Source organism: Oceanicaulis alexandrii DSM 11625 (assembly GCF_000420265.1).
GTDB lineage: Bacteria > Pseudomonadota > Alphaproteobacteria > Caulobacterales > Maricaulaceae > Oceanicaulis > Oceanicaulis alexandrii.
This window is the reverse complement of record NZ_ATUP01000001.1, coordinates 2,104,399-2,130,742: the sequence shown is the minus strand read 5'-3', so window position 1 is coordinate 2,130,742 and position 26,344 is coordinate 2,104,399. Positions and strand designations below refer to the sequence as shown.

At 61.6% G+C, this 26,344-nt stretch carries 22 protein-coding genes; 7 read left to right on the top strand and 15 right to left on the bottom strand.

The window, feature by feature from the left end; genetic code table 11:
- Positions 1-60: 60 nt before the first annotated feature.
- A complete protein-coding gene (locus tag G405_RS0110175; protein WP_156861465.1) occupies positions 61-1,191 on the top strand; it encodes a GNAT family N-acetyltransferase in 1,131 nt (376 codons plus the stop codon).
- Positions 1,192-1,267: 76 nt separating this feature from the next.
- Complete coding sequence (locus G405_RS0110170) at positions 1,268-2,395, top strand: PQQ-dependent sugar dehydrogenase (RefSeq protein ID WP_022701414.1); 1,128 nt, start codon at positions 1,268-1,270, stop codon at positions 2,393-2,395.
- A gap of 87 nt (positions 2,396-2,482) precedes the next feature.
- Here G405_RS0110170 and G405_RS0110165 read toward each other — a convergent pair whose 3' ends face one another.
- From G405_RS0110165 to G405_RS0110145, 5 genes are all read right to left on the bottom strand, one after another.
- A complete protein-coding gene (locus tag G405_RS0110165; protein WP_022701413.1) occupies positions 2,483-5,131 on the bottom strand; it encodes a TonB-dependent receptor in 2,649 nt (882 codons plus the stop codon).
- A 325-nt stretch (positions 5,132-5,456) separates the two neighbouring features.
- Entirely contained in the window at positions 5,457-6,416 is a 960-nt protein-coding gene (locus G405_RS0110160) for a zinc transporter ZntB (protein ID WP_022701412.1), read from the bottom strand.
- 29 nt (positions 6,417-6,445) lie between these two features.
- Positions 6,446-7,102: a dienelactone hydrolase family protein gene (locus G405_RS0110155; RefSeq protein WP_022701411.1), complete on the bottom strand. Its 657-nt coding sequence runs from the start codon at positions 7,100-7,102 to the stop codon at positions 6,446-6,448.
- 70 nt (positions 7,103-7,172) lie between these two features.
- Positions 7,173-7,874: a response regulator transcription factor CtrA gene (gene ctrA, locus G405_RS0110150; protein ID WP_022701410.1), complete on the bottom strand. Its 702-nt coding sequence runs from the start codon at positions 7,872-7,874 to the stop codon at positions 7,173-7,175.
- A 277-nt stretch (positions 7,875-8,151) separates the two neighbouring features.
- A complete protein-coding gene (locus G405_RS0110145) occupies positions 8,152-9,597 on the bottom strand; it encodes a KamA family radical SAM protein (protein ID WP_022701409.1) in 1,446 nt (481 codons plus the stop codon).
- Between the two features lie 352 nt (positions 9,598-9,949).
- On the opposite strand from G405_RS0110145, the gene fliI reads away from it, so the two are divergent.
- The 3 genes from fliI to G405_RS0110130 all read left to right on the top strand — a co-directional run bounded on the left by fliI (position 9,950) and on the right by G405_RS0110130 (position 12,480).
- Entirely contained in the window at positions 9,950-11,260 is a 1,311-nt protein-coding gene (gene fliI, locus G405_RS0110140; protein ID WP_022701408.1) for a flagellar protein export ATPase FliI, read from the top strand.
- A 9-nt stretch (positions 11,261-11,269) separates the two neighbouring features.
- The gene (fliJ, locus tag G405_RS0110135) at positions 11,270-11,689 is read left to right on the top strand and encodes a flagellar export protein FliJ (RefSeq protein ID WP_022701407.1); all 420 of its coding nucleotides are present in this window, start codon (positions 11,270-11,272) and stop codon (positions 11,687-11,689) included.
- Between the two features lie 356 nt (positions 11,690-12,045).
- Entirely contained in the window at positions 12,046-12,480 is a 435-nt protein-coding gene (locus G405_RS0110130) for a hypothetical protein (protein ID WP_156861463.1), read from the top strand.
- Positions 12,481-12,486: 6 nt separating this feature from the next.
- Here G405_RS0110130 and G405_RS0110125 read toward each other — a convergent pair whose 3' ends face one another.
- The 7 genes from G405_RS0110125 to G405_RS0110095 form a co-directional block, all read right to left on the bottom strand.
- Positions 12,487-13,317: a CheR family methyltransferase gene (locus G405_RS0110125; protein ID WP_022701405.1), complete on the bottom strand. Its 831-nt coding sequence runs from the start codon at positions 13,315-13,317 to the stop codon at positions 12,487-12,489.
- Positions 13,314-14,390 (bottom strand): protein-glutamate methylesterase/protein-glutamine glutaminase, encoded by a 1,077-nt coding sequence (locus tag G405_RS0110120; RefSeq protein WP_233346023.1) that lies wholly within the window; start codon positions 14,388-14,390, stop codon positions 13,314-13,316. Before G405_RS0110120 ends, G405_RS0110125 begins: the two co-directional genes overlap by 4 nt.
- A gap of 13 nt (positions 14,391-14,403) precedes the next feature.
- Positions 14,404-14,769, bottom strand: a complete 366-nt coding sequence (locus tag G405_RS0110115) for a response regulator (protein ID WP_022701403.1) — start codon at positions 14,767-14,769, stop codon at positions 14,404-14,406.
- Positions 14,770-14,784: 15 nt separating this feature from the next.
- On the bottom strand, positions 14,785-15,234 hold the full coding sequence (locus G405_RS0110110; RefSeq protein ID WP_022701402.1) for a chemotaxis protein CheW: 450 nt from the start codon (positions 15,232-15,234) through the stop codon (positions 14,785-14,787).
- A 12-nt stretch (positions 15,235-15,246) separates the two neighbouring features.
- The gene (locus tag G405_RS0110105; protein ID WP_022701401.1) at positions 15,247-18,000 is read right to left on the bottom strand and encodes a chemotaxis protein CheA; all 2,754 of its coding nucleotides are present in this window, start codon (positions 17,998-18,000) and stop codon (positions 15,247-15,249) included.
- A gap of 102 nt (positions 18,001-18,102) precedes the next feature.
- Positions 18,103-18,780, bottom strand: coding sequence for a histidine phosphotransferase family protein (locus G405_RS0110100; RefSeq protein WP_022701400.1), 678 nt, complete (start codon positions 18,778-18,780; stop codon positions 18,103-18,105).
- A 65-nt stretch (positions 18,781-18,845) separates the two neighbouring features.
- Complete coding sequence (locus G405_RS0110095) at positions 18,846-19,085, bottom strand: hypothetical protein (RefSeq protein WP_028284722.1); 240 nt, start codon at positions 19,083-19,085, stop codon at positions 18,846-18,848.
- 228 nt (positions 19,086-19,313) lie between these two features.
- Here G405_RS0110095 and G405_RS0110090 point away from each other — a divergent pair, with 228 nt between their 5' ends.
- Positions 19,314-20,804 (top strand): M23 family metallopeptidase, encoded by a 1,491-nt coding sequence (locus G405_RS0110090; protein ID WP_022701398.1) that lies wholly within the window; start codon positions 19,314-19,316, stop codon positions 20,802-20,804.
- 7 nt (positions 20,805-20,811) lie between these two features.
- On the opposite strand, the gene G405_RS0110085 is transcribed toward G405_RS0110090, so the two are convergent.
- On the bottom strand, positions 20,812-21,651 hold the full coding sequence (locus G405_RS0110085; RefSeq protein WP_022701397.1) for a dienelactone hydrolase family protein: 840 nt from the start codon (positions 21,649-21,651) through the stop codon (positions 20,812-20,814).
- 286 nt (positions 21,652-21,937) lie between these two features.
- Here G405_RS0110085 and G405_RS0110080 point away from each other — a divergent pair, with 286 nt between their 5' ends.
- Positions 21,938-22,372: a glyoxalase superfamily protein gene (locus G405_RS0110080; RefSeq protein WP_022701396.1), complete on the top strand. Its 435-nt coding sequence runs from the start codon at positions 21,938-21,940 to the stop codon at positions 22,370-22,372.
- A gap of 63 nt (positions 22,373-22,435) precedes the next feature.
- Here the strand turns inward: G405_RS0110080 and clpB are convergent, their stop codons facing one another.
- Positions 22,436-25,057 carry an ATP-dependent chaperone ClpB gene (gene clpB, locus G405_RS0110075; protein WP_022701395.1) on the bottom strand — a complete coding sequence of 874 codons (2,622 nt, stop codon included), beginning with the start codon at positions 25,055-25,057 and terminating at the stop codon, positions 22,436-22,438.
- 281 nt (positions 25,058-25,338) lie between these two features.
- Positions 25,339-26,226 (bottom strand): polyamine aminopropyltransferase, encoded by an 888-nt coding sequence (speE, locus tag G405_RS0110070; RefSeq protein WP_022701394.1) that lies wholly within the window; start codon positions 26,224-26,226, stop codon positions 25,339-25,341.
- Positions 26,227-26,344 lie beyond the last annotated feature (118 nt).

Sequence of the window (26,344 nt, the reverse complement as noted above, 5' to 3'; positions counted from 1 at the left end):
TGAGTCCCGTTCGGCGCGCGCCTTGCATTTTCACCTGAAAGAAGACTTCAGGGGGTGAATGTGCGTCTGTTTGATACGCCTCTATCAGCACTCGGGAGCCGCGATCTCGATCGGTGGCGCGAACTCGCTCACCCGGGCGGCCGGCTGACCAGCCCCTATCTCCTGCCCGATTTCGCCCAGGACGTGGACGCCCAGCGCCATGACGTCCACGTCATCATCGCTGAAGAGAACAGCGCCCCGATCGGTTATTTCGCCTATCATGCGCCCCAGGGCGGCATTGCGCGCCCCGTCGGCGCGCCACTGTCAGACTATCAAGGCTTCGCCGCCATCCCCGGCTTCAAGGTCGAGGAGACAGCCCTTCTGTCCGCCATGGGCGCAGACGTTCTTGTGTATGATAACTGGCAAGGCGAGGCGCTGGGAAAGGTGCGGACTGAAACCCGCTCCTCGATCATTGATCTCAGCGATGGCGTTGACGCCTGGATGGCGCGCAAAGAGCAGACCCAGCACAAGCATTTCAAGAAACTGCGCCAGCGCCAGCGCAAGGCCGAGCGCGAGTTCGGCCCGATCCGCATCGTTTTCGGCGACCCGCTGGGCGAACGCTTTGAAACCCTGCGCGCCTGGAAGAGCGCTCAATACCGGCAGACGGGGTTGCTGGACCTGTTTGATATTCAATGGGTGGACGGCGTGATCCGCAATTGCGCGTCGCGCAGTTTTGGTCCCTTCCGGGGCCTGGTCGCGTCGCTCTATCTGGGCGACCGGCTGGCCGCGGTGGAAATGGGGATTGTCGCCGGCGATATCTATCATTCGTGGATGCCGGCCTATGACCCGGCGTTCAGCGCCGTCTCCCCTGGCCATCTTCTGTTGCAGGGCATTATCGAGGCCGCGCCCAATATGCGCATAAACCGCATTGATCTGGGCGGCGGGGAGCACGCCTATAAAGACGCCTACACCGATTATGAGACCGTGCTGCAGGGCGGTCGCGCCATGAAACCCAGCGCCGCGATGGCGGGCCTTCTCGCCTGGGACAGTGCGGAAGCGGCCTGTAAAATCCTGCCAGGTCCGCTCTCGAAAGCGCCGCTGAAGCTGCGTCGTCGCTGGGCGCATACGGCGGCCGCAGAGCCTGTGCTGACCCGCCGCGTCAAACGCATGGGCGAAGCCTTCCTCAAAGCGCCCCTGCGGCTGACAGCCTGACGCTTCAAGCCGATTGCATGTTTCATTTGGCGTCTGATCGCCTATCTTCCCCTCAAGTCAATTAGGGGAGAACGCCATGATCCGTTTCGCCGCCGCCAGCCTGAGCGTGCTGGCTCTGTCGTCCGCCAGCCATGCGCAGGATGTCATTGAAAGCGAACAAGCCGACTTCATCGTGGAAACCGTCGCGGGCGGGCTGGAATATCCCTGGTCCATCGCTTTCCTGCCGGACGGCGCATACCTGGTGACCGAGCGCGAAGGCCGGTTGCGGGTCATTGATGAGAATGGCCTGCGCGAAGCCCCGGTGAGCGGCCTGCCCGATGATCTGCTGGTCGAACGCCAGGGCGGCCTGCTGGACGTGGCGCTGGCGCCTGATTTCGCCACCAGCCGCACGATCTATTTCAGCTATGCTGAAGGGACCGCGGAGGCGAACAACACCGCCCTCGCCCGCGCTCAGCTCAGCTCAGACCTGACCACGCTGGAAAACGTCGAAGACATCTTCCACGTCAATTTTGAAAAAGCGCGCGGCTTTCACTTTGGCGGCCGCATCCTGTTCAATCCCGACGGCACGCTGTTTCTGACCCTGGGTGATGGCGGCAATTATCAGGACGAAGCCCAGAACCCGGAAAACCATCTGGGCGCGGTGGTCCGCCTCAATCTTGACGGCTCGATTCCAAACGATAATCCAGAGATCGAGAACGGCGCGCCGGGCGTCTACAGCTTCGGACACCGCAACGCCCAGGGCATCGCCCGCAATCCCGCCACCGGCTCGGTCTGGGAGCTCGAGCATGGCGCGCGCGGCGGGGACGAGATCAACATCCTGGCCTCAGGCGACAATTATGGCTGGCCGGTCATCACCTACGGGATCAATTACGACGGCACCATCATCACTGAAGACCGCGAACGTGACGGACTGACCCAACCGATCTGGTACTGGAATCCGTCCATCGCGCCGTCCGGCATGGATTTTTACACCGGCGACGCGTTTGAGCACTGGCAGGGTGATCTCTTCGTGTCCGCTCTGGCGGGCAGCAAGGTCGAGCGCCTTGAAATTGACGGAGACCGCGTCATCAGCGTCGAGCCTTTGCTGGCGGATATGGGCCAGCGCTTCCGCGATGTGCGCACCGGCCCGGATGGCGCGCTGTACGTGCTGACCGATGATTTTGAAGGCTCGGTCCTGCGTCTGGTTCCGGCCGAGGCTGACTAGCCCTCTCGCCTGCCTTCAGGGGGCGCCGATAAAAGAAAACCCCGCCGGTCAGACCGGCGGGGTTTTTTCGTCTCGTCTGGCCTTGGTCTAGAACTGCTTGCGCAGCGTCACGCCATAGGTCCGAGGCTGGTTCGGGTAGCCCGAGAAGGAGCCGGACTGAAGCGTCGTCGGGAAACCTGAGGTGTAGTACTCGTCTTCATTCAGGTTGCGGGCCCAGAGGAGCGCTTCCAGACCGTTATCCAGATTCACGCCGACCGCCGCATTCAGCGTGCCGACCTGACGCGTGATGGTGTCAGGCAGGTTCTCCAGCAGTCTGACTTCTGACTCGTACTGGTAATCAGCGCGGACAAACGCCTCGCCACCTGAGAACGGACGCATATAGGTGAAGCCGAAGGATCCCGCGAACTCCGGAATTCCCGCCACAGACTGGCCGGAGAGGTCGCCACGACCGTCAGCGACTCCATCCGCCAGATCAACCTGACTGCCCGTCACCACAGGCGCGCCTGGATAATTGTCATATTCAGCGTTCATCCAGATGCCCGACAGGGTCAGGGTCAGTCCGGGGATGGCCGGCGGATTAATGGTGCTGTCAAATTCCAGACCCTGGCTGGACTGCTCACCGGCGTTGATGACAGCAAACCCGGCGCCCTGGAAGACCGAAGACTGGAAGTCTTCAATGGTCTGATCAAAAAGCGCCACATCCAGGGAGCCCCAGGAGAAGCGCGTCTTGAAACCGACTTCCAACGTGGTCGTGATTTCAGGACGGGCGAAGCGTTGGTTGCCCGCAACCCCAAGCGCTTCCGCCGTATTCACCACGGTCGGAAGACCCAGCGCATTGTCAGCCGCCAGTTCGCCAGCAGCGCGCAAGGCGGCGATGTCGTCGGTGTCGGGCCGCGTATCCGGCGTCAGATTCCACGACGAGGCTTTAAAGCCACGCGCATAGGAGACGTACACGTTCGTCCGGTCCGTCGCGTCATACGCCAGGCGGAAGGTGTAGGGCACATCGTTATCGCTGGTTTCACCCGACTCGACCGAGTTGGGGAATGGGGTCAGCGCGCCCAGCGGCTGCAGGCCGAGCTGGAAGAAATCCAGAAGCGGGTTGGCCAGAGGCAGACCGGTCAGCGGATCCACCACCACGCCGTTCACCAGCACGCCGCCATTGCCCAGAGCGGTAGAATTGAACGTGGTCGAGGCGTTCACAAACGCACCGAAGACGCCGGGTTGAGCGGCCGCAAATGCGCCCACTTGCGTAGGGTCATTGGGATTGACGCCCACGCTCTGCAGGAAGCTGCCCAGACCCAATTGAACGAAGTTCAGGTCCGAGAACGGGTTCGTGCGGATCACATTGGTGAAATCAACTTCCTTGTTGGTTTCGAAGTAAGCGAGACCCGCAGTCAGAACCAGACGCTCGGTCAGATTGAAATCCACCTGGCCGAAAATCTGGAACTGTTTGTCCGACTGCTCCGCCGTGAACCGCGTGCCGCCGCCTTCTGCATAGAAGGTGCCCGGCGCAAAGCCGAGCGGGGTTTCAAACGCCGCCAGAGCGCCGCCGGTGAGAATGTCCACATAGGCGCGCGCGTCGGCGCCATAGATGCGGGCGTCCTCGACATTCATGCTTTCATCGGAATAGAACGCGCCCAGCAAGAAGAAGGCGCGATTGTTCCAATCCCCGGTCAGGCGGAATTCCTGGGTGAAGGTATCCACATCAAGCCCGCGGATATTGGTGCCCAGAATATCAAGATCGGTGAAGTCGCCTTCATAGTCGACAAAGTCTTCATACTGACGGAAAGCGGTGATGGAGCTGAAGGTCAGGCTGTCGCTGAGCTCCCAGTCCGCCTGCAAGGAAATGCCCGAGTTCTCGATCTGGTTCTGGTTCGCCACATTCGTCGCGATCTGATACTCGAAATCCGGGCCAGCAGAGGTCTGGCCGCCCAAGAGCCCCCGGATCGCCGGGCCGGCCGCTCCGTCGGTGATCCGGTCCGTCCCGCAGCACTGCTCGTCAATTTCATCGTAATCCACGATCAGACGCAGTTCGAGATTATCGGTCGGCAGCATCAACAACTGGCCGCGAACCGCCCAGCGATCGCGATCATTGTAATCGCCGCCCGTGCCGACATTGTCATAATAACCGTCACGCTGGTTCATGCTGCCGGACAGCGAGAACGCAACATTCTCAGACAGAGGCCCGGTCACGGAGCCCTTGAGAATGGACTGGCCGTAATTGCCGAACGTCACCTCGCCCTGACCGCCCCATTCAAACGCAGGCTGCTCGGTGATGATGCTGACCACGCCAGCGGTGGCGTTCTTGCCAAACAGGGTCGATTGCGGCCCCCGCAAGACCTCGACACGCTCGATGCCCATCAGGTCAGACAGAACAGAGCCTGCACGCGGGCGGAACACGCCGTCGATATACACAGCCACGGACGGCTCGATGCCGGGATTGTTGGCGCCATTGCCCTGCCCGCGAATAATGAAAGTGGCGTTCGAGCTACGCTCCAGCTGGCTCACCCGCAAGGACGGGACGACAGATTGAAGGTCGATCGCGTCGATGATCTGCGCGTTCTGGATGGTTTCAGCCTGCACGACGGACACCGCGATCGGCACTTCCTGCAAGGTCTGTTCACGCTTCTGAGCGGTCACCGTGATGACATCAGGTTGCTGAGCTTGAGCGATGCCGGTCAATCCGGCGGCGAGAGCGGTCGCGCCAAGCGCGACCGACCTGATCGAGTGCTTCATAGTGTCCTCCCCGTCGCCCGGCAGCTTTGGTGCTGCACACTTTGTTTTGGCGATAGCAAACGCAGGATAGTAATATCATCATTACGTTAGCAAGCAGGGAGCCTTATTATTGCTCAAATTTGGCTTCAGTGCGCCATTGATGCCTCAGCAGCAGGTGCAGCAAATGCACTACTCTTATTCTTTTTTCCATTTGAAAATGCAGAGGTAAACAACGCTTCGCACTGCATGATCCGATACCTGCTGCTGCGCCCTGGTCCAGGTCTCCACTCGAGACAATCGCCCCTGCAAGCGCCGCCCGCCTCCTCCGGACAGACCTGCGCAATAGCTAGAGCCAGCCCTTGCGGCGGAACCACCAGACCAGACCGCCCGCCAGGCCCAGACACGACGCGCAGACCAGGGCGAAGGCATAGGGCCAGTGCGCGCCGGGAAGGCCGCCCACATTGATCCCGAGTAGCCCGGTCAGAAAGCCCAGCGGCAGGAACACCGCCGCGACGACGCTCAAGAGCAACATGGCGGCGTTCATCTCTTCAGCACGCGCATCCACCATCTGATCATTGAGGATGGAGCTGCGCTCTCGGATCATGTCGAGCTCCTCCACCAGACGGGCCAGCCTGTCAGCGGTTTCACGCAAAGTGACCCGCACACGGGGATGGTGAAGCGGGCCCGCATCCTCCAGCGACAGGCGCGCCATAATATCGCGTTGCGGCGTCAGATAGCGCCTGAGCGTGATTGTGGTGCGGCGGATCTCCGCCAGCTCGCCGCGCAGCCGTGACGCCCTGTCCACGCTGCGCTCTTCAAGATCGTCGATCTCATCGACCAGCGCCTCCAGCACCGGCTCCATCCGCGCCGTTAATCCTTGAGACAGCGCACATACAAGATCGGCTGGCGTCGCGGGAGCTGAGCCCCGGGCCATCTGCTCGGCCATCTCAGACACCGCCATCAGACGGCGCAGACGCGTGGTGATCACCAGCCGGTCTGTCACCCACAGCCGAAGCGACACCATGTCCTCGGGGTCGGAATTGGGGTTCAGATTGACCCCGCGCATGATCAGGATCAGCCCGTCCGCATGTTCAGCCATGCGCGGGCGTGTATCGGCGCGCATCAGCGCATCCGCCACCACCGGATCAGCCTGTTCGGAGATCCAAGCAAAGGCGTTCGGGTCGCTCAGGTCCAGATGCACCCAGCGATAGCCGCCAGCTGGCGGGCTCGTGTCCAGGTCGGTGACCGCCTTGGCGGCGCCAGCCTCGGAGACATCATACGCGTGAATGGGTTTGGGAGCAGCCATGAGACATCCTGACGACGAGGACGAGGCGCCTAGAGCGCCGCATCAAACAAGGACAGCATCCTCGCCCAGGCGGCGTTCGCCGCCAGAGCGTTATGCTGGGTACGCTGGCTGCACATGAAACCGTGAGCAGCCTCATAGCGATAAAGCGACAGCTCGGGCTTCACCGCAAGCATGGCTCGTGTCACCTCATCAGGCGTATGCCGGTCATTGTGCGCCAGATGAACCTGAACCTGACCCTGCGGCGCGCCATCCAGATGGTCCGCCATGCGTGTGGGATAAAACAACGCCGCCGCCTGGACAGGGTTCCGGCACGCCGCTCGCCAACCCTGACCCCCGCCCCAACAAAACCCGATGACGGCGGCAGGCTGTCCCTCCAGCGCGTCAAATGCAGCGGCTATGTCCAGGTCCAGCAAGCTTTGATCGGTCTTTCCCACTGCCGCCAAGCCAGCTTCCGCATCGTCATATGAGATCGGGCGCGAGACGCCGGTTCGCGCAAACAAATCCGGCGCGATCGCCAGATATCCCGCCTCGGCCAACCTTTCGCAGATCTGGGTGATATGACCGGTCAGGCCGAAAATCTCCTGCAAGACCACGACGCCGCCTTTCACCGTGCCGTTCGGCTCGGCGCGCCAGGCGGAGTGCTCAAAGTCATCATCAGAGATCAGGCTTTGAAAGCGAGCGTGCATGATACCCTCCTGCCGAATACGAAAAACCCCGAGCCAGGGCCCGGGGTTTTCAGTCAGACATGTTGATCGCCTAGGCGCTGGCGGCGCTGATCTCGTCAGCCGGATCGCGCAGCACATATCCGCGGCCCCAGACCGTTTCGATATGGTGATCGCCATTGGTGGCCGAAGCGAGCTTCTTGCGGAGTTTGCAGATGAAGACGTCGATGATCTTCAGCTCCGGCTCGTCCATGCCGCCATAAAGATGGTTGAGGAACATTTCCTTGGTCAGGGTCGTGCCCTTGCGCAGGGAGAGCAGCTCCAGCATCTGGTATTCCTTGCCGGTCAGATGCACGCGCTGGCTGTTCACTTCGACGGTCTTGGCGTCGAGGTTCACGGCGATGTCGCCCGTCTTGATGATCGACTGGGAGTGACCTTTGGAACGGCGCACCACGGCGTGGATGCGGGCGATCAGCTCTTCCTTGTGGAAAGGCTTGGTCATGTAGTCGTCAGCGCCCGAGCCGAGGCCGCGCACCTTGTTATCGATGTCGGCATTGCCGGACAGGATCAGGATCGGCGTATCCACCTTGGCCACGCGCAGGGTTTTGAGCACGTCAAAACCGGGCATGTCCGGAAGATTCAAATCCAGAAGAATGATGTCATAGTCGTAGAGTTTGCCGAGATCGACACCCTCTTCGCCAAGGTCCGTCACATACGTGTTGAAGCCCTCGGACTTCAACATCAGTTCGATACCTTGCGCTGTCGCGCGATCATCTTCGATCAGCAGAACCCGCATCGGTTCCCTCCCATGTCCGACGCACGAATCACCGCCTTCGTACGACGTCACAACCGTTAACCTTGTTCGCTATCAGAGGCGAGAAACCCTTATGGGAAGTTAACGACTGTTTGACTCAGCGGATGGAATCGAGTCCTGCGCAACAAGTCGCGCAATAAATCCTATTTTAATCATGAGCTTGGTTTTTTCTGAAAAAACTCACGAATCGTAAAAAAGCGCCTGCGAGGACCCCGCAGGCGCTTTTCAAAATCGTGGAAAACTCGGAAAAGTTCAGGCGTTATTCCGCCGCCTGCAAGAGCGCCGGGGCGAGCGCCGCCAGTAGCGGACTCCACTTGTCGCCGGCGTCATGAACGCGGCCGTCATAGAGGATGCGATCCTCGTATCCGCTGATCCACAACGCGTCCGGATTACGCCGCGCAATGACGATATCGCTCTGGCGATCCGAGTAGGGAGTCCTGTGAAGACGGAAGATCACCAGCCCGTCCGCCAGAGCCTCTCCCAATTCACCGCCCAGCGCTCGCAAGCGCTCATCCCCGTCAATGACGGAGACCATCTCCATCTTGCCCGCCTCGGTGGACAGGGCGAAGCGCGAGCGCTCGATCCCTGACAGGCCGTGCTGACTTTCAGCGTGGAGCTTCCAGGCTTTCTCCACCGGCACGGCGAAGGCGCGAAAGCCCTCGATCTCGCGGCACTGGAAGAAATAATGGTTGTTGACGCCCATGCGCTTCAATTCGCGCTGCATCAGGCGCAAAGCGTCCGCATCGTCATTGACCCCGTCAATGATCGGCGTCTGGTTCTCAAGCGTCACGAAGGGCCGTGATTTGAGCCGGGTCGCCGCCCGCTCCACCAGCGGGTTGCGCAGATAACCGCCACGCTCATTGCGCACATACTCGCCCGCATCGTCGAGGCGCAGGAATTCGTCCACGTGGGTGAAGTGAACCATGAAGGCGACCAGCACATTGGGGTGCACTTCATGGAAAAGGTCCAGCATCTCGAAGAAGTTGTCGTCAAAGCGCTCGGGGAAGAACGCCATCTCCTTGGTGCCGATGCGGATGACCTCAACCCCGGCTTCCGCCAGACCGTTCAGATAGTCAAAGAGGTTGCGGTTGGACAAAACCATCGGATCGCCGCCCGAAAGCAGCACTTCGCGCACCTTGGGTTTGTCGGTGATCTCGCCGCGTTCGACCTTGGCGTTGTGGGTCTCGATATAGTCCTTCACCTCGTGGATCGAAGCGGTGTCCTTGCCCGTCTTGCCGGTCAGAAAGTCAGACCGGTAGCAATACCGGCACCAGCTTGAACAGGTGCGCACCACATAAACCAGGCATAGCTCGTACTTATGCAGCAGGCCGGGAATGGGGCTGTATTTGAGCTGGTTGGACGGATCCGCCTCGCCCGACAGATCATCCATTTCCTCGGGGCGGGCCTTGATCAGGTTCTTCACGGCGTCCGAGCGTTTCGCGAGATTGAGATAATAGCCCGTCGCGCGCGGCGGCAGACGATCAGACACCCCCGCCTCTTCAAGCGCGTCCAATTCGTCAGAAGAGTATATCGCGGCGCCGCCCTCGCTGAGATATTTACGATAGCGCGGCAGATCGTGGACGACGTAGCGATTGAACTTGCTTTCGTCGATGCGCGCATAAAGATTGTCTTTATTTTGACGCGAAACGGCTTTTTTCTTCGGGCGCGATCCTGCGATGCGCACAGTCTTGGCGTTGAGCGACATGTGGCTTCCTCGTCGTCGAATACTCGGCGGCGGCGTCTGCGCCAGCGATGTGAACTAGTGAGAGCCACCGACCGGCGGCCTCTCGAACGCGCGTCAGAGCTTTTCTTGAAAGCCTCGATCAGCGGCGTATCGGCTCGCAATCAGGCGCGTGGTCGCGTCAGCGCGTCACGGCGGCCCCTAAAGCCAAGGGGAACATAGTCATTCGCACTCAAAAGAAAACAGTCCTACGGTAGAATCTTGCCACAGCGATTCATGCCGTTTGCGCAGCGACGTTTACGCGGCTGAAACCGCGTTTGGGTTAAGTATGGGTTCAAGTCGGGCAAAACGCCCGCAAGCAAACGCGAGAAGTGCGGTGGATAGCCTGATCGACCGGATCTCCAATCTGGAGACCCGAACGTTCAAAGGCCGCGTATCAGCGGTCAACGGCCTGTTGGTCGAGGCGGAGGGGCCGGCGATGGCCCTGACCCTTGGCGCGCGCGCACATCTTGATGGTCCGGTGAAAGCCAGTTTCGAAGTTGTCGGCTTCCGGGGCGAGACCGCCCTGATGATGGCCTATGATGATCTGACGGGCGTGCGCCCCGGCGCGATTGCGACGCTCGACCCCCGTGGCGCGGCCATCCGTCCGCACAAGGCGTGGCTTGGCCGGGTGATGGACAGCTTCTGCCGCCCGCAAGACGGGCTGGGTTTCCTGCCTGAGGGCGATGTTGAGTATGCGCTGAAAGGCCGTCCGCCCAGCGCTCATACTCGCCAGCGCCTGGGCGAACGCCTGGATCTCGGCGTTCGCGCCATGAATGTGTTCACCCCGATGCGGCTCGGCCAGCGCCTGGGCGTCTTCGCCGGCTCGGGCGTGGGTAAATCCGTGCTCTTGTCGATGCTGGCGCGAGGCAGTGAAGCGGATGTCATCGTTATTGGCCTGATCGGCGAACGGGGCCGCGAAGCGCGCGAATTTGTCGAGGACGTGCTGGGCCCGGAAGGCCGCGCGCGTTCCGTCGTCATCACCGAAACCTCTGATGCGCCAGCGCTGGCGCGTCGCCGGGCGTGTTACACGACCATGGCGGCGGCGGAATATTTCCGTGATCAGGGCCTGAATGTTTTGTGCCTGATGGATTCAGTCACACGCTTCGCCCTGGCGCAGCGCGAGATCGGCCTGGCCGCCGGAGAGCCGCCGACGACGCGCGGCTACACGCCGTCTGTCTTCGCCGAACTGCCCGCGCTTTTGGAGCGCGCTGGCCCCGGCCCCAACGGAACCGGCACGATTACGGGCCTGTTCACCGTGCTGGTGGACGGCGACGACCATAACGAACCCATCGCGGACGCCGTCCGCGGTATTCTGGACGGCCATATCGTGATGAGCCGGACCATCGCCGAGCGCGGACGCTATCCCGCGATCGACGTTCTGAAATCAATTTCTCGCTCCGCGCCTGAGGTGTATGCGCCCGAAGAAGCGCCGCTTGCACGCGAAGCACGAAAACTCCTCGCCGCCTATGCGGATATGGAGGAGCTGATCCGACTGGGAGCCTATTCCAGCGGATCAAACCCGGAGGTGGACCGGGCGATTGCGGTCAATGAACCGCTCGAAGCATTCCTGGGTCAGGGCAAAGACGAGACCTCGTCCATTGATGAGAGTTTCGCAAGCCTGGCCGGGATATTGGGTGATGGATAGGGATAAGACATGGCGACACGTTCTCACGCACCGCTGATCCGGCTGGCCCGGTTCAAAGTGGAAGAACTGCAAAAGCAAATGGCCGAGATCGAACGCGCACGCGCCTCGATCAACGACCAGATCGACCGGCTTGAGGAAAGCGTTCCTGAAGAGCAGGCGATCGCAGATGAAAACCGTGACGGCTATCTGGCCTATGGCAGCTATGCCCGCTCGGTGATTCAGCGCAAGGACAAGCTGCGCACGTCTTTGGGTGAAGTGGACGCCCAGGCGGATGAATTGCGCGGACGCCTGGAAGCGGCCTTCGCCGATCTCAAGAAATACGAATTGCTCGAAGAACGACGTTTGCTGCGCATTCAGGATGCGCTCAAGGCCGCCGAGCAAGCCGAGATGGACGAGATCGCAAGCCAGATGCGACAGCGCGCGCAGTAAGGCTCTCTCGCGCCACACCTGATTTCCGAACATCGCCTGACGCGTGTCAGGAGAGTTTTAGCTTGCCCTCATTTGTTACCAAGGTATTAATTCCTCAGGGGATGAAGGACTTGGGCAGGTCTATGACGGGGCGGCGCATATTGGAATTAAGTCTGGCCGCCATCATTGGCGGCGGCGGGCTTTTTGCGGCTTTTGCTCCAGGCGCCGCGCCCGAGGCGCCTATCCACGATCTCAGCCCCGAACTAACGGGCCGCTCTTTGCCCACGCCGCGGCTTAACCCCGCCTCACTTCAAAACCCTGACTTTTATCGCGATTTACGCATTTCTGACGCCTCACGCCGGGTCGCCAACGCAATCATGGCGCCGACCAGCAGAGCGCAGACATTCACCCCTCGCTCCGAAACTCGAACGCCCGAAGCCTCCATGGAAGGCTTCGCCGTCTCGCCGCGGGCCCACTCTGAATCCGGGGATGGCTGGTCTGCGACCGCTCTGGGCATCCAGGTGCGTGTTTCACCCGATACCGGCGCAGCCGAGCCGAACTGGTGGATTGTCGGCGGCGCGGGTCGGGAAAGCTATGCTGTCTCACCTGAAGGCTTGCGCGAATACACGCTGGCGCCGTTCTCATCTGAAACGGTGATCGGCGACACCCATCTGGGCGTCGCCGTCAAATTGTCAGACCGCGCCCATGCGAGTTTCGGCTATGTGCGCGAGAAGCGTGAGTTTCATCTTGGGCGTGAAGACTGGGAGGAAGAAGAACACTTCCTCGGCGTCGGCCTGCACGCGCGCTGGTAGCCCCGATCAGGCGGCGTTGGTCAGCTTCGCCGCCATCGCCGGCTTGGCGTAAAGGCCGCGATGGCCGCTGATCGGACGCAGATTGTCCGTCAAACCCACCACCGTCTCAGCGGCGCCGAGCAGCAAGAAACCGTCATCGGCCAGCAGCGACGCCAGACGATCCAGGATTTTCGCCTTGGTCTGGATATCGAAATAGATCAGCACATTGCGGCAGAAAATCACGTCCATGCGACCAAATCGCGAAAAATCGTCAAGCAGGTTGGCCTGCTCAAACCGCACTTTCTGTCGCAATTGCGGTTTGATCCGCCAGGAATCGCCCACCTGATCAAAGTTCTTCACCAACCGCTGGATCGGCAAACCACGTTGCACTTCAAACTGGGTATAGATCCCAGCCTTGGCCTTCTCCAGAACCGGCGCGCTCATGTCGGTCGCCAGAATGTCTGCGTTCAGGCCGGGAATCTCATCCAGCAGCATGCCCAAAGAATACGGCTCCTGGCCGGAGGAGGCTGCGGCGCACCAGATTTTCAGGGACCGCCCCATCCGCGCTGACTTCAGCGCCGGCGCGATGACGTTTTCAAACAGGTCGAAAGGCGTCTTGTCGCGGAAGAAGAACGTTTCGTGGGTGGCCAGCGCTTCACTCGCCGCAACGCAAATCCGGGTATCGCCGCGCATCATGGCGTCAATCAACGCCTCGACAGACGCAAAGCCTTCCTTCCGCGCAAGCGGGCCCAACCGGCTATCGACCAGGTAGGCTTTTTCCTGCCCCAGAACCAGGCCGGAACGCTTGCGAACATCCTGACAAAGAAAGTCAAACTTGTTGGAAGGAAGAGCGCTCATAGCGGTCCTTTCAGGCGCCGGGACAGCTCCGGGCCAATATCTTTCAGGCTTAAGATCTGGTCTGCGAGTCCCGCTTCGGCCACCGCGCCCGGCATGCCCCAGACCACGCTGGACGCCTGGTCCTGCGCGATCACCTGGCCGCCGGCTTCACGGATCGTGCGAGCGCCGTCGCGTCCATCATGCCCCATTCCGGTCAGCACGACGGCGAGCACGCCGTTGCCTGCAACCTTGGCGCAGCTGTTGAACAACGGATCCACGGCGGGACGGCAGAAATTCACGGGCGGGGATTGGTCGATATGGGTGCTGATCACCCCATTGGCGGACCGCAGAGTCATGTGGAAATCACCCGGCGCGAGATAGATGCGCCCCGGACGCAGCGGTTCGCCTTCCTTGGCTTCGGCCGCTGGCATTCCAAGCTTGCTCAGATGTTCGGCCAAAATCGCGGTGAACAGCTTGGGCATGTGCTGAGTGATGACGATGGGTACTTTGATATCCCGCGGCAATGCGGCGATGACTTCGCGCAGCGCCTGCGGGCCGCCTGTAGACGACCCGATCGCAATCAGGCTGGGCTTTCGCGCTGGCGCAACAGGGCGCGGTGTCGCCGGACGCACAGCCGCCGGACGCGGCGCGACGCCTGCAGACCGCGGGCTGAGCGCGACCAGCTTGTCGAGCAATTCCTTGCGATAGGCTTCCGCTCCGGCCACGCGGCCGGCTTCAGGCTTGGGCGCATAGTCAGCCGCCCCCAGAGACAAGGCGCGCATGGTGATCTCGCCGCCCTTCAGGGTCAGCGTCGACGCCATCACGACCTTGGCCTTGGGGCACGCCTTGAGGATCTGCGGCAGCGCGGTCAGCCCGTCCATACGCGGCATCTCGATGTCGAGCACCACAATATCGGGCTGCAGCTCTGCAGCCTTGCGCACGCCCACTTCACCGTCTGCGCAGGTCGCCGCCACTTGCAATCTGGAGTCGGCTTCGATCCAGCGCGAGACCAGACCGCGCACGACGGCGCTATCATCGATGATCAGGACGCTGGGCAAACCGCTCCGGCCGGCTGGAGAAGGAGAAACGCTCACGAAAGCATCCGTTCTAGACCAGGCCGGTCTCTGCAAATTTGGATTCGATGATGTCGCCGTCAAACGGCTTCATGACGTATTCATCAGCGCCCGCGCGCAGCGCCTGGGTGATATGGGCCATATCGTTTTCAGTCGTGCAGAACACCACGACCGGTTTTTTCCCATTGGGCTCTTCGCGCAGTTTGATCAGGAAATCGAGCCCGTTCATCACAGGCATGTTCCAGTCGAGAAGCACAGCGTCAGGCATGGTTTTCTTGCAAAAATCCAGAGCCTGCTGACCGTCGGCCGCCTCTTCACAAGTGAAGCCGAGATCTTCGACGATCTTGCGCGCCACTTTCCGGATCACCCGGCTGTCATCCACTACAAGGCAGGTCTTCATACCCATGCTCCTCGATTAAGCCGCAAGTCCGGCTTGCCAGGCGATCAGCGCTCTGATGTCCAGAACCGCCAAAAGGTCTTTTTCCAAGCGGTGCACCCCTTTGAGCAGGGCGCGCCATTGCGGGTCCAGGTGTGCGGGGGTCGGTTCGAGCGTATCGGGCTTCAGCCGCATCACTTCTCCGACCTGATCCACCAGCACGCCAAACAGCTCGGTGCCTTCTTCAAGGCCCAGCGCCATGGCCGATGCGCCAGGTTCACGCGGCGGCAAACCCAGACGATGGCGGGCGTCCACGGCGGTGACGATACGGCCGCGCAGGTTCAACAGGCCAGCGACCTCGCCCGGCGCACGTGGCACGGACGTGACGTCTTGCGGAGAAAACACCTCCCGGATCTGCTTAACTTCGACGCCGAACAGCTGATCGCCGATCCGGACCGTGACGTATTCGAAGCTATCTTCAACAGACATGCCTGTTCTCCTCTAGGCCGCGCTGCGCGCTGCTTGGTCCAGCGCTGCGATCAGGCCGCCACGATCTCCAGCCGGCATGATGGCGACAAAGCCATCACTCGGCGTGGCGTAATCGTGCTCACCCACGCCCAGTCTAGGCACATTGGTGTAAACGCCTTCTTCCTGAAGACGCGCAAGTGCAGCCGGGTCGCCGACGAGCACATCATATTCCGCGCCCATGGTTGCGGCGTCGCGCGCTTCGTGCAGACCGCCCGCCACCGTCACGTCATAACCCGCCGCCGCCAGAAGCGGGGCCAGCATGCGTCGGGAGAAGGCGTCCGCCTCCACCAGCAGCACCGCATTGCGACCCGTGCCGGTCCGGCCCTTGCGCTGCGGCGCGCCAGCCCAGGCGCGTTGCATGTGCCAGGCGATGTCGAGGACTTCGGTCGCCTTGCCCTTGATGATGGCCGAGCCGATCACGCCGGGACGCTCGGATCCCATTTCCAGGTCGAGACGCTCTTCCACCACATCGAGAATTTCGTCCACGGCCACGCCCGCAGACCGGCCATCCTCGGCGAACACCAGAACCGGCTGTCGGCCTTCGGTCTTGAAGGTGTCCATGCCGCCCGCATGCGCCAGAGGCAGCAAGCGTCCACGATACTGAACCACGTAACGGCCATCGGTCTGTTCGATGGTGTTTGATTCAAAGTCTTCCAGACGCGTGATGAGGCTGACAGGAACCGCTTTCGGCTCTTCACCGCCCGCACGCACCAGCAGCAGACGCTGTCGGCCATTGGCGCCATTCGCTTCGGCCGCATCCTCTGCGGTCGCGTCGCTCTTCTCCTCATCCTCAGCGGACGAGGTTTCCTGAGCCAGACCATTGGGATCCAGGATCATGATGACCGAACCGTCGCCCAGAATGGTCGCGCCGGAGAACACGTTGATGCTGCGCAGCGGTCCGGAGAGCGGTTTGACCACGATCTCTTCGGTGTCCAGAACATCATCGACCACCAGGCCGATCTTGCGGCCCGCCGCCTCCAGAACGATGACATAACCCGTCATCTCATCCGCAGAAGTCGGCGGAGCGGTGTTGAGGACTTCGGTCAGCGCAATCACAGGCAACAGACGATCCCGCAGGCGGATCATGTTCGCGCCGTTCAGCGTTTCGACTGCGATAGAAGAGCCGGCGCCCACACGGACCAGCTCACGCACGGAGAGCTGAGGAGCAGCAAAGCGCTGTTCGCCCGATTTGACGATCAGTGCGGAGACGATCGCCAGCGTCAGCGGGATCTTGATCGTGAAGGTGGTGCCTTTGCCCTGTTCGGAGAACAGTTCGATGGACCCGCCGATTTGTTCGATATTCGTCCGGACCACGTCCATGCCGACGCCGCGGCCGGACAGGTTGGTCACAGCGGCCGCCGTCGAGAACCCCGGAGCGAAGATGAAGCGCTGGATCTGCGCCTCGCTCATCGTCTCCATTTCGGCTTCGGTGGCCAGGCCCTTCTCAAGGACCTTTTCACGAATTTTGACAGCGTTCAGACCTCGGCCATCATCCGTGATCTTCATGATGATGGCGCCGCCTTCGTGATAGGCGGACAGTTTCACAGTGCCCATTTCGCTCTTGCCGGCGGCCACCCGTTCCTCGGGGGTCTCCAGGCCATGATCGCAGGAATTGCGGATCATGTGGGTGAGCGGGTCACGGATCAGCTCAAGAACCTGGCGGTCAAGTTCGGTGTCTTCGCCTTCCTGAACCAGGCGAATCTTCTTGCCGACTTCCTGGCTGACGTCGCGCACGATGCGCGGCAGTTTACGCCAGGCGTCGCCGACGGGCTGCATGCGGGTCTTCATCACCCCGTCCTGCAGCTCTGCAGTAACGGAGGACAGGCGTTGCAGCGGCGTCTTCAGGGCTGAATCGTCGGAATCGCGTACAATCTGGTGCAGCTGATTACGCGCCAGAACCAGTTCGGACACCGTCGTCATCAGGTTCTCAAGCGTATCCACATTCACGCGGATCGTCGCCTGGGAGCGGTGCGAGGTTTGCTGTCCAGCATCGTCATTGGCGGCCGCCTTGGCCGGCGCGGCCGGCGCCGCAGCCGCCGCCTTCGGCGTAGGTTCAGCTTCAGCTTTCACCTCAACCTCAGCCTCGAGCTCTTCTGCTTCTGCGTCGTGTTCAGCTTCAGAATCCGCGTCCGCATCAAACTCCGGTCCCGGCGTCGACATGAAGGCCGCTTCCAGATCAGCCAGAGAGACTTCGCCGGGCCGCAAATCACGCCCCAGATCAGCGTCGAAGCCCGTAGGCGCTTCTTCAGCAACCACTTCAGGTTCGGGTTCAGGCTCAGGCTGCACTTCTGGCTCTGGCACCGCTTCAGCGACCGGAGCCGCAGCCCCGCCAGCTTCTCCCGGATCGCCCTTGCCCATGGACAGCGCTTCAAGGCGGTCGATCAAGTCGCGGTCTTCGCCCGCAGGCTCAACGCCGTTCTGTTCGAGGCCGTTCGTGATCTCTTTGATCCGGTCAAGCGATTTGAGAACCACGGTCACCGCCGTGGAGTCCGCGATCATGTCGCCGTCGCGGAACTTGCCCAGCAAGGTTTCACCAGCGTGGGCGATGGCTTCCAGTCTTTCCAGACCCAGGAAGCCGCACGTTCCCTTGATGGTGTGCAAGAGCCGGAAAATATTATCCAGCGTCGCGCGATCCGTCGGATCTGCTTCAAATTTTACAAGCTCTTCGTCAATGACGTCGAGGCTTTCCGACGTCTCTGCGAGAAACTCGCCGATCAATTCATCCATGGTCAGCCCCGGTGTTACAAAGCGGCTTTGTCACCTAGACTGTCACGGGCAGAGTTAACGCAAGGTTGGGAACCTGCGCATTCCGACAAAAGATGTAATGTTTTATTCAGCGGCCTGAATCTGAGCGCCTTCAGGACCGATCAAAGCCGCCAGCTCGACCCGGTCGCCTTCCAGCTGCGCCTCGGCCCGGCCACCGCTCTCACGAGCAATCAGGCCTGCATAATAGGGCTGCACGGAACGACCATCATAACCGTCTTCAGGCCGCTCGCCACGGATGGCTTTCTGATAAGCCTCGTCCAGTCTCAGCCGCGCGCCCTTGGCGATGACGCGCAAACGCGCGCCCCCGTCGGCGCTGGCGGACGCCTCGACAATCACATCACCGCCTCGCGGAAGGCTGTCCACTCCGATCCAGATCAGATTGAGCAACACCCTTGCCGCAGTCTTGCTGATGGCGCCGCCATCAGACGGCCAGACCAGGTCCGGGCGGGAATCCTCGAACATGGGGGTGGCCAGAGCCTTGATCTCGGACAGGGCGACTTCACCGCCCCGAGAGCCCGCTGCGCCGAAACAGACGCGGGCATATTCCAGCTTGGCCCGAATCTGTTTCGCGCCCGTGCGCAACAACGCAATCGCGTCGTCACGCATGTCCAGCGCACTGTCGTCGTCGAGAACGGACAGAGCCGCGCCCATAGCGCTGGTGGGCCCCGCAATGTCATGGCAAACGCGGGAGGACAGCAAAGCTGCGAGTTCGGCGGCGGTGGGGGCGATCTGAGTGCTCATGGAGATATGTTTAATGCGATTCTCGACGGAAAAAGGGTTAACGGCCTGCGTCAAAATCAGAGGGCTCAGGCGCCGTCGTCCAGATCGTCATGCCCGCTGCGACTGGAATGAAACACCAACGCCATAAGCCCCACGCCCAGCGCAGCCGTGAGGACGACGCCCAGCCCCATGGCCAGCCAGCCATGCCAGCTGATGCTGAACGCCACATCCCCGCCATCCATGCTGGTCCAGATATAGACAGAGACCCAGAGCGCGCCCGCCAGCAAGAGACCCAATACGAGACTAAGGAGAAGAACACTCTTCATGGACAAACCTTTCCTGCGGCCCGACGCAACGGCTCGCATTCACTATCTTTGCAACCTGTTAAGCGATGCATCCTAAATGCGAAAGACCAAGCTAACTCTTTGTCACGTCTTTGCGCGTGCGCCATGCCTAACTGGAATGAAGATTGCAGCTTAAGGCACTTCCAGATGCGTTTCAGGCGCGCTAGCATTCCCCGGCTGCTGGGGAGCAACGAGGGAAAATCTGCGTACATGTCCGGATTTGATGTGCACTTGGCCGACGCCCGGCGTTCACGCTCGTTAATCTTCTTTGTCGCCGTCGGCGCTGCGCTTGTACTGACGGTCGGCTTTCTGATCAGCCGCGATCAGTCTGATCCCCGTCTCTCCGCTCAGGCCCAGACCGAACGGGCAGAGCAGATCGAGACCGCCGCCGATACGGCGCCCCCCGCCCCCACGTCCGCTGTTTCAGCCGCCCCCCTGTCACGGCTTGATACGCCGCAAGCGCTGGTGATGTCTGAACATGCTTTGTTCACGAACGCCGATGTCCGCCCTGACGTTCAAAGCCGGGACGTCACCGTGCGCCGCGGCCAGACTTTCGCCAGCGTGCTGGCGGACGCCGGCGCGGACCGCATCGACGCCGCACGGGCGATCAATGCGCTCGATCCGCTGTTCTCGGCCCGCCTGTTGCGTGCAGGCCAGGATCTGACCCTGTTTTTTGAAACGCCGACAGCCTCAGAGCTGCAGCTGGCCGCCGCAACCGATGCGCCCGTCGCTGAAACGCGTCTGGCGGGCTTTTCTTTCCGCCCGGACCAGGAACGGACGCTCACGGTCTCGCGCGACGGGGACGGCCAGTTTCACGCCCGCGAAGCCACTGCCAGCCTGCAGCGCGAAGTGGTCCGGGTCACGGGCGAAGTCAGCTCGAGCCTTTATCTGTCCGCCATCGAGCTGGGCGCCACTGATCGTGTCGTATTCGAACTCGCCAACATTCTGGGCTTCGCCGTCGACTTTCGCACCGTGCAGCCCGGCGACCCGTTTGACGTGGTCTTCGAGCGCTTTGTGAACAGCCGCGGCGAGACCGTGCGCACCGGGAACATCTTGTATGTGGTGTTTGACGGGCGCGGCGATCCTCTGGAATATTTCCGCTATGAAATGGAAGATGGCGAAGTCGGCTATTACACCGGAGAAGGCGAAAGCGCCCAGCGCCTGCTGATGCGCATGCCTATCAACGGCGCACGCATCTCCTCTTCCTTCGGCATGCGTTTCCACCCGGTACTGAACCGCAACCGGCCTCATAACGGCACCGATTTCGCAGCCCCGCGCGGCACGCCAGTGATGGCGGCGGGCGCAGGCATTGTCGAACGCGCCAACCGGTTCGGATCCTTCGGCAATTATGTGCGCATCCGTCACAGCAATGGTTATGAGACCGCCTATGCGCACCTGAACGGTTTCGCCAGCGGCATCCGCTCGGGCAGCCGCGTCCAGCAAGGTCAGATCATCGCTTATGTGGGCACGACAGGTCGCTCAACCGGTCCGCACCTGCATTATGAAGTGCATCTGAACGGCAATCCCACCAACCCGATGAGTCTTGACCTGCCTACGGGCCGGCGACTGGAATCTGACGAATTGTCAGACTTCATGAGCGCGCGCGATCAGCTGATCGAGATCCGCGACAGCGCTCCCCCAGCGCTAGAGACCACTGACTCTGCGCCGTTTCTGACCGCAGATAACGCCGGCGACGCCTGAGCGTCTTCTATCGGTTGGTCTGCAGACGATGGCTGAGAAAAGCCAGCACGTCCCGCGCCGCCTCATAGGTGGGCTGGCCGTCCTCGGCGATCAGATCCTTGGTCAGCACCGCATGCGGAAACGGATTGCCGTTCGGGTTCTTCGCCTCATCAGGCAGCACCCGCGTCTCCAGCTTGTCGCCCAGCACTGCTTGCAAGGCCGCGAACCGCCCGGCCTTGCACGACGGATCGCCGTCAAAGCGCAGGGCCATCACCTCAAGGTCATCGCGCGCGGAGAGCGTCTGGGCCTCATCGGGATCAAGATGCACGGAATGAGCAGCGTTGAACGGCAAGGCCGGTTCGCCCGCTACGGCCGCAATAACGCTGGGCTCGACCGCCACTGACCAGGCGAAATTGCCCGTCAGGCACAAACCGATCGCGCCCACGCCGGGACCGCCGCACTCTTCATGGATTTCGCGGGCCAGCGTGCGCAACCAGTCTGAGATGGGAGAGCCGCCGGTGCGCGCAAACAGCCGGATTTCCCGGCTGATGCAGGCGCGCGCCATGCCGCCCACCTTGCCATGAACCTGAACCAGTTCTTCATGCGGCGTGCCGACCGGGTCATAGAGCGCAGGCGCATAGACCCGGAACCCCGCCGCGACCAGCCAGTGCGCCAGACGCCAGAACTCCGGCACAAACCCCGGCAGCTCATGCATCAGAAGAAGCCCCGGCCCCTCGCCCGCCACCAGAACAGGGTGGGCCATGCCCTGCGCTTCCCAATCAAACACGTCGGTGAAAGGGGTGCGGTCATCAAGAGCCAGCACGTCAGCAAACACGGTATGGCTGAATAGGTCTTGCGCCTGCTGCATCGGGGCGGCCTCTTCTGATGGTGTCCACGCGTTGAGTGTGGCCTCTTTCTGCAGCGACGGACAGAGCCGATCGGGGAATGAGCGCGTTTTGCCGTCAAAGGGAACGCTTGACCTACTCCGCTCCAGGGCGTAAATCCCCCGCCGGGCTGGAAGCGCCCGCCGTCCGCAAGACCCATGGGTCTTTGGTGAAGTCTTCTTTTTCTTGTGCATGTCGTGCAGCTCATCAAGCGGCGCGGCGGCAATGCGGGCCCCGCCGAACAGGCCGCCTTGATGAAAGGCGCACACCATGACGACTCAAATCCTGCCCGACCTCACCGAGCTGAAAGCTCAGGCCAAACGCCTGCGCGCAGCCTTGGAGACCGAGGGCGACTTCATCACCCATTCCGAAGCGCTCGAGCTGATCGCCCGGCAATATGGCCGCCGGGACTGGAACACGCTTCACGCTCAGGTCGGAAACCGCCCCAGCGAGCCCTATCATATGGGCGGCCAATGGGCGGGCACCTATCTGGGACAGCCCTTCACGGGCGTTATTCACGCCTTGAAAAAACTCGATGACGGGGCGCACTACGAAATCAGTTTCGACTTTGATGAAGCGGTGGATGTGGTGAAATTCGATAGCTTTTCCGCCTATCGAAAACGCGTGACGGTCACGATGGACCGTCAGGGACGCTCGGTGCAGAAAACCTCGGACGGTCAGCCTTATCTGACGCTGGCGAGGTGATCGCGCAAAAAAAGAGGCGGAGCATGATGCTCCGCCTCTTCTCTTTTTGAGGCTCTCACGGGCCTATTGAATGACCGCAGCCTTGGGCGGCTGGGCGTTCCGGCTCACGGCCTTGCCGTTCACCGTGAGCGCATCGCCTTCAGTTGAGACTTTCAACGTCTCGCCGTCATGCAGGCTGCCTTCCAGGATGAGCCGGGCCAGCGGGTCCTGCAGCTCTTTCTGGATCACCCGTTTCAGAGGCCGCGCCCCGTAAGCGGGGTCATAGCCCTTGGTCGCCAGCCATTGCCGCGCGCCGTCATCAAGCTCCAGCGTCATGCGGCGATCTTCCAGCAGCGCTTCCAGACGCTTGAGCTGGATGTCGACAATCGCGCCCATATGCTCCTCGGCCAGACGACGGAACAGGATGATCTCGTCAATCCGGTTGAGGAATTCAGGGCGGAAGGCGCCGCGCACCACATCCATCACCTGATCACGGGCCTCCTCGACATCGCCGGACAGCAGGAATTCCGAGCCGAGATTGGACGTCATGATCAGGATGGTATTGCGGAAATCCACCGTGCGGCCCTGGCCATCGGTCAGGCGGCCGTCGTCAAGCACCTGCAAGAGCACGTTGAAGACGTCCGGATGGGCTTTCTCCACCTCGTCAAACAACACCACCTGATAGGGCCGGCGCCGCACGCTTTCTGTCAGCGCGCCACCTTCTTCATACCCGACATAGCCCGGAGGCGCGCCGATCAGACGGGCGACGGAGTGTTTCTCCATGTATTCCGACATATCCATCCGCGTGATCGCGGTTTCATCGTCAAACAGGAACTCCGCCAACGCCTTGGTCAGCTCGGTCTTGCCCACGCCCGTGGGCCCCAGGAACAGGAAGGAGCCGATGGGACGGTTGGGGTCTTTCAGACCTGCGCGCGAGCGGCGAACGGCGTCAGAGACCGCTTGCAGCGCCTCTTCCTGACCGACCACGCGTTTGCGCAATCCGTCTTCCATCTTCAGAAGCTTCTCGCGCTCGCCTTCGAGCATCTTGTCCACGGGCACGCCGGTCCAGCGGCTGACCACGGCGGCGATCTGCTCTTCGTCCACCACTTCCTTGACCAGCGCGGAGTCATTGGCGGCGCCGTCGGCGGCGTCCTCGGCTTCCTTGAGCTGTTTTTCCAGCTGCGGGATCTGGCCGTATTTCAGCTCGGACGCCTTGCCCAGATCGCCCCGGCGCTCGGCGTCGGCGAGTTCGGCGCGCAGACGATCCAGCCGCTCCTTGATCTCGGTCGAGGAGGCCAGCTTGTCCTTCTCCGCACGCCAGGCGGCGGTCAGCTCGGCGGACCGGCCTTCCAACTCGGACAGCTCCTTGTGCAACGCCTCAAGCCGCTGCTTGGAGGCGTCATCGCCTTCCTTCTTCAGCGCTTCAGCCTCGATCTTCAGCTGGATGATCCGGCGGTCGAGCTCATCAAGCTCTTCGGGCTTTGAATCCACCTGCATGCGCAAACGCGCCGAAGCCTCGTCCATCAGGTCGATCGCCTTGTCGGGCAGGAAGCGGTCGGTGATATAGCGGTTGGACAAGGTCGCCGCCGCCACGATGGCGCCGTCCGCGATGCGCACGCCGTGGTGCACTTCGTATTTCTCTTTCAACCCGCGCAGAATGGAGACGGTGTCCTCCACGCTCGGCTCTTCCACGAAGACCGGCTGGAAGCGCCGCGCCAGGGCCGCGTCCTTCTCCACATGCTTGCGGTACTCATCCAGCGTCGTCGCGCCCACGCAGTGCAGCTGACCGCGGGCCAGCGCCGGCTTGAGAAGGTTGGACGCATCCATAGCGCCATCGGTCTTGCCCGCGCCCACCAGCGTGTGCATTTCGTCGATGAAGAGGATGATCTGGCCGTTGGCGGACTCCACTTCATTGAGCACCGACTTCAGGCGTTCCTCAAACTCGCCACGGTATTTCGCGCCTGCGATCAGCGAGCCCATGTCGAGCGCCAGGAGTTTCTTGTCCTTGAGACTCTCCGGCACGTCGCCATTGACGATGCGCAGCGCCAAGCCTTCGGCGATGGCGGTCTTGCCCACGCCCGGCTCGCCGATCAGCACCGGATTGTTCTTGGTGCGGCGCGACAGCACCTGAATGGCGCGGCGGATTTCCTCGTCGCGGCCAATCACCGGGTCGAGCTTGCCTTCACGCGCCACTTCGGTGAGGTCGCGGGCGTATTTCTTGAGCGCTTCATAGGTGTCCTCGGCCGATTGCGTATCGGCAGTGCGGCCCTGGCGCAGATCATTGACGGCGGTGTTGAGCGCCTGGGGCGTGACGCCCGCCTGGGTGAGGATTTCCTCGGCCTTCTGGCCTTTAACAAGGCTCAGCCCCTGCAACAGCCGCTCGGCGGTCACATACTGGTCGCCCGCCTTCTTGGCGGCGTCTTCAGCGGATGAGAATACTTCCGCGGTCTTGGGCGCCAGATAAATCTGTCCGGTCGCGCTCTCCACCTTGGGAAGCGCGCCCAGCGCCCTGTCGGTCAGGTCCGCGGCCAGATCGGGACGACCACCCGCCGCCTTGATCAGATTGACCGCCAGCTGCTGGTCGTCATCCAGCAACGCCTTGAGGATATGCTCGGGCGAGAAATGCTGGTTCTTGTTCTTGAGGGCGAGCCCCTGAGCCTCTTGCAGGACGCTGCGGGCCCGGTCGGTGAATTTTTCAAAGTCCATAATCATGTCTCCTGAGTGTCAGCGAGACAGGCGGGGCCGGTGACCTTCTTGGAAGCATCCCCACACCGCCCTGTCACCTCTCGAAGTAGGTGTTGCATATCCAGCACACAAGAGGCTGGGCGGGTAAAGAGGCGAACGGTCGCAGGGAGGAAGGGGCAGTGGCGTTAGAGCGGGCGAAGGCTGTCCCTCTCCCCTTGGCCAAGGAGGAGAGGGGAAGTGACACCCAAACAAAAAAGGCGGCGCAGTCGCCTGCGCCGCCTCTCAATCCTCATGCCTGGCCCTTACGCGATTTTCTCGGCGATATAGGGCGGCAGGGCAAAGCTGCCCTTGTGGATCTCGGGGCTGTAATACTTGGTCTTTATGTTCAGCGCCGCAAAGCGCTCGCGAATGGTGACGATATCGCGATCAAAGGTCGCGCCGTCATTCGTGGCGAAGCCCAGCGCCATGAAGCCGCCCGAAAACGCCGGCACGCAGATCAGGTAAAAGCCTGAGTGCTCAAACAGCGCCTTGAAGCTGTCGGAGGTGGATTTCACCGGCTCAGGGTGGATCGCGGCGAGCCCGGACTGGGTGACGATGACGCCGCCCTCGTTCAGGAGCTTGGAGCACGCGGTATAAAATTCACGGGTGAACAGCACCGCGCTCGGCCCGACCGGGTCCGAGGAGTCAATCAGGATCAGGTCGAACGTGTCGGTGGTCTCCTCGACATATTTCGAGCCGTCCGCGATCACCACATTGACGCGCGGATCCTCGAACGAGCCTTGGGAGACGTCCGGGAACCATTTTTTCGAGAACTCGATCACATCGGGGTCGATCTCGACGAGGGTGATGGACTCCACACCCTTGTGCTTGAGCATTTCGCGCATGGCGCCGCCATCGCCGCCGCCCACGATCAGCACGCGCTTGACCGCGCCGTGCGACAAGAGCGGCACGTGGCTGACCATCTCGTGATAGATGAACTCGTCGGCCATGGAGACCTGGACCAGACCGTCAATCGCCAGCACGCGGCCATTCTCATTGTTCTCGAAGACGATCAGGTCCTGAACGTCGGACGCTTCGGCGTACAGAAGCTTGTCGATGCGCAGGCCGTTGCCGATGCCCTCGCTCAGCGATTCCCGGAACCACAGATCGCCATTGGCGTCGCGATAGGTGTGCTTGGCGGTGTCGGTCATGAAACTCTCCTGATGGCGCGTGCAGGAACGCTAGGGGGCGGGACGCGGGGTTTACTCGCGCCCACGCCGCGTGAAGGCAAGAAAAAATATGAAAGGGAGCGGCTCCTCACAGAACCGC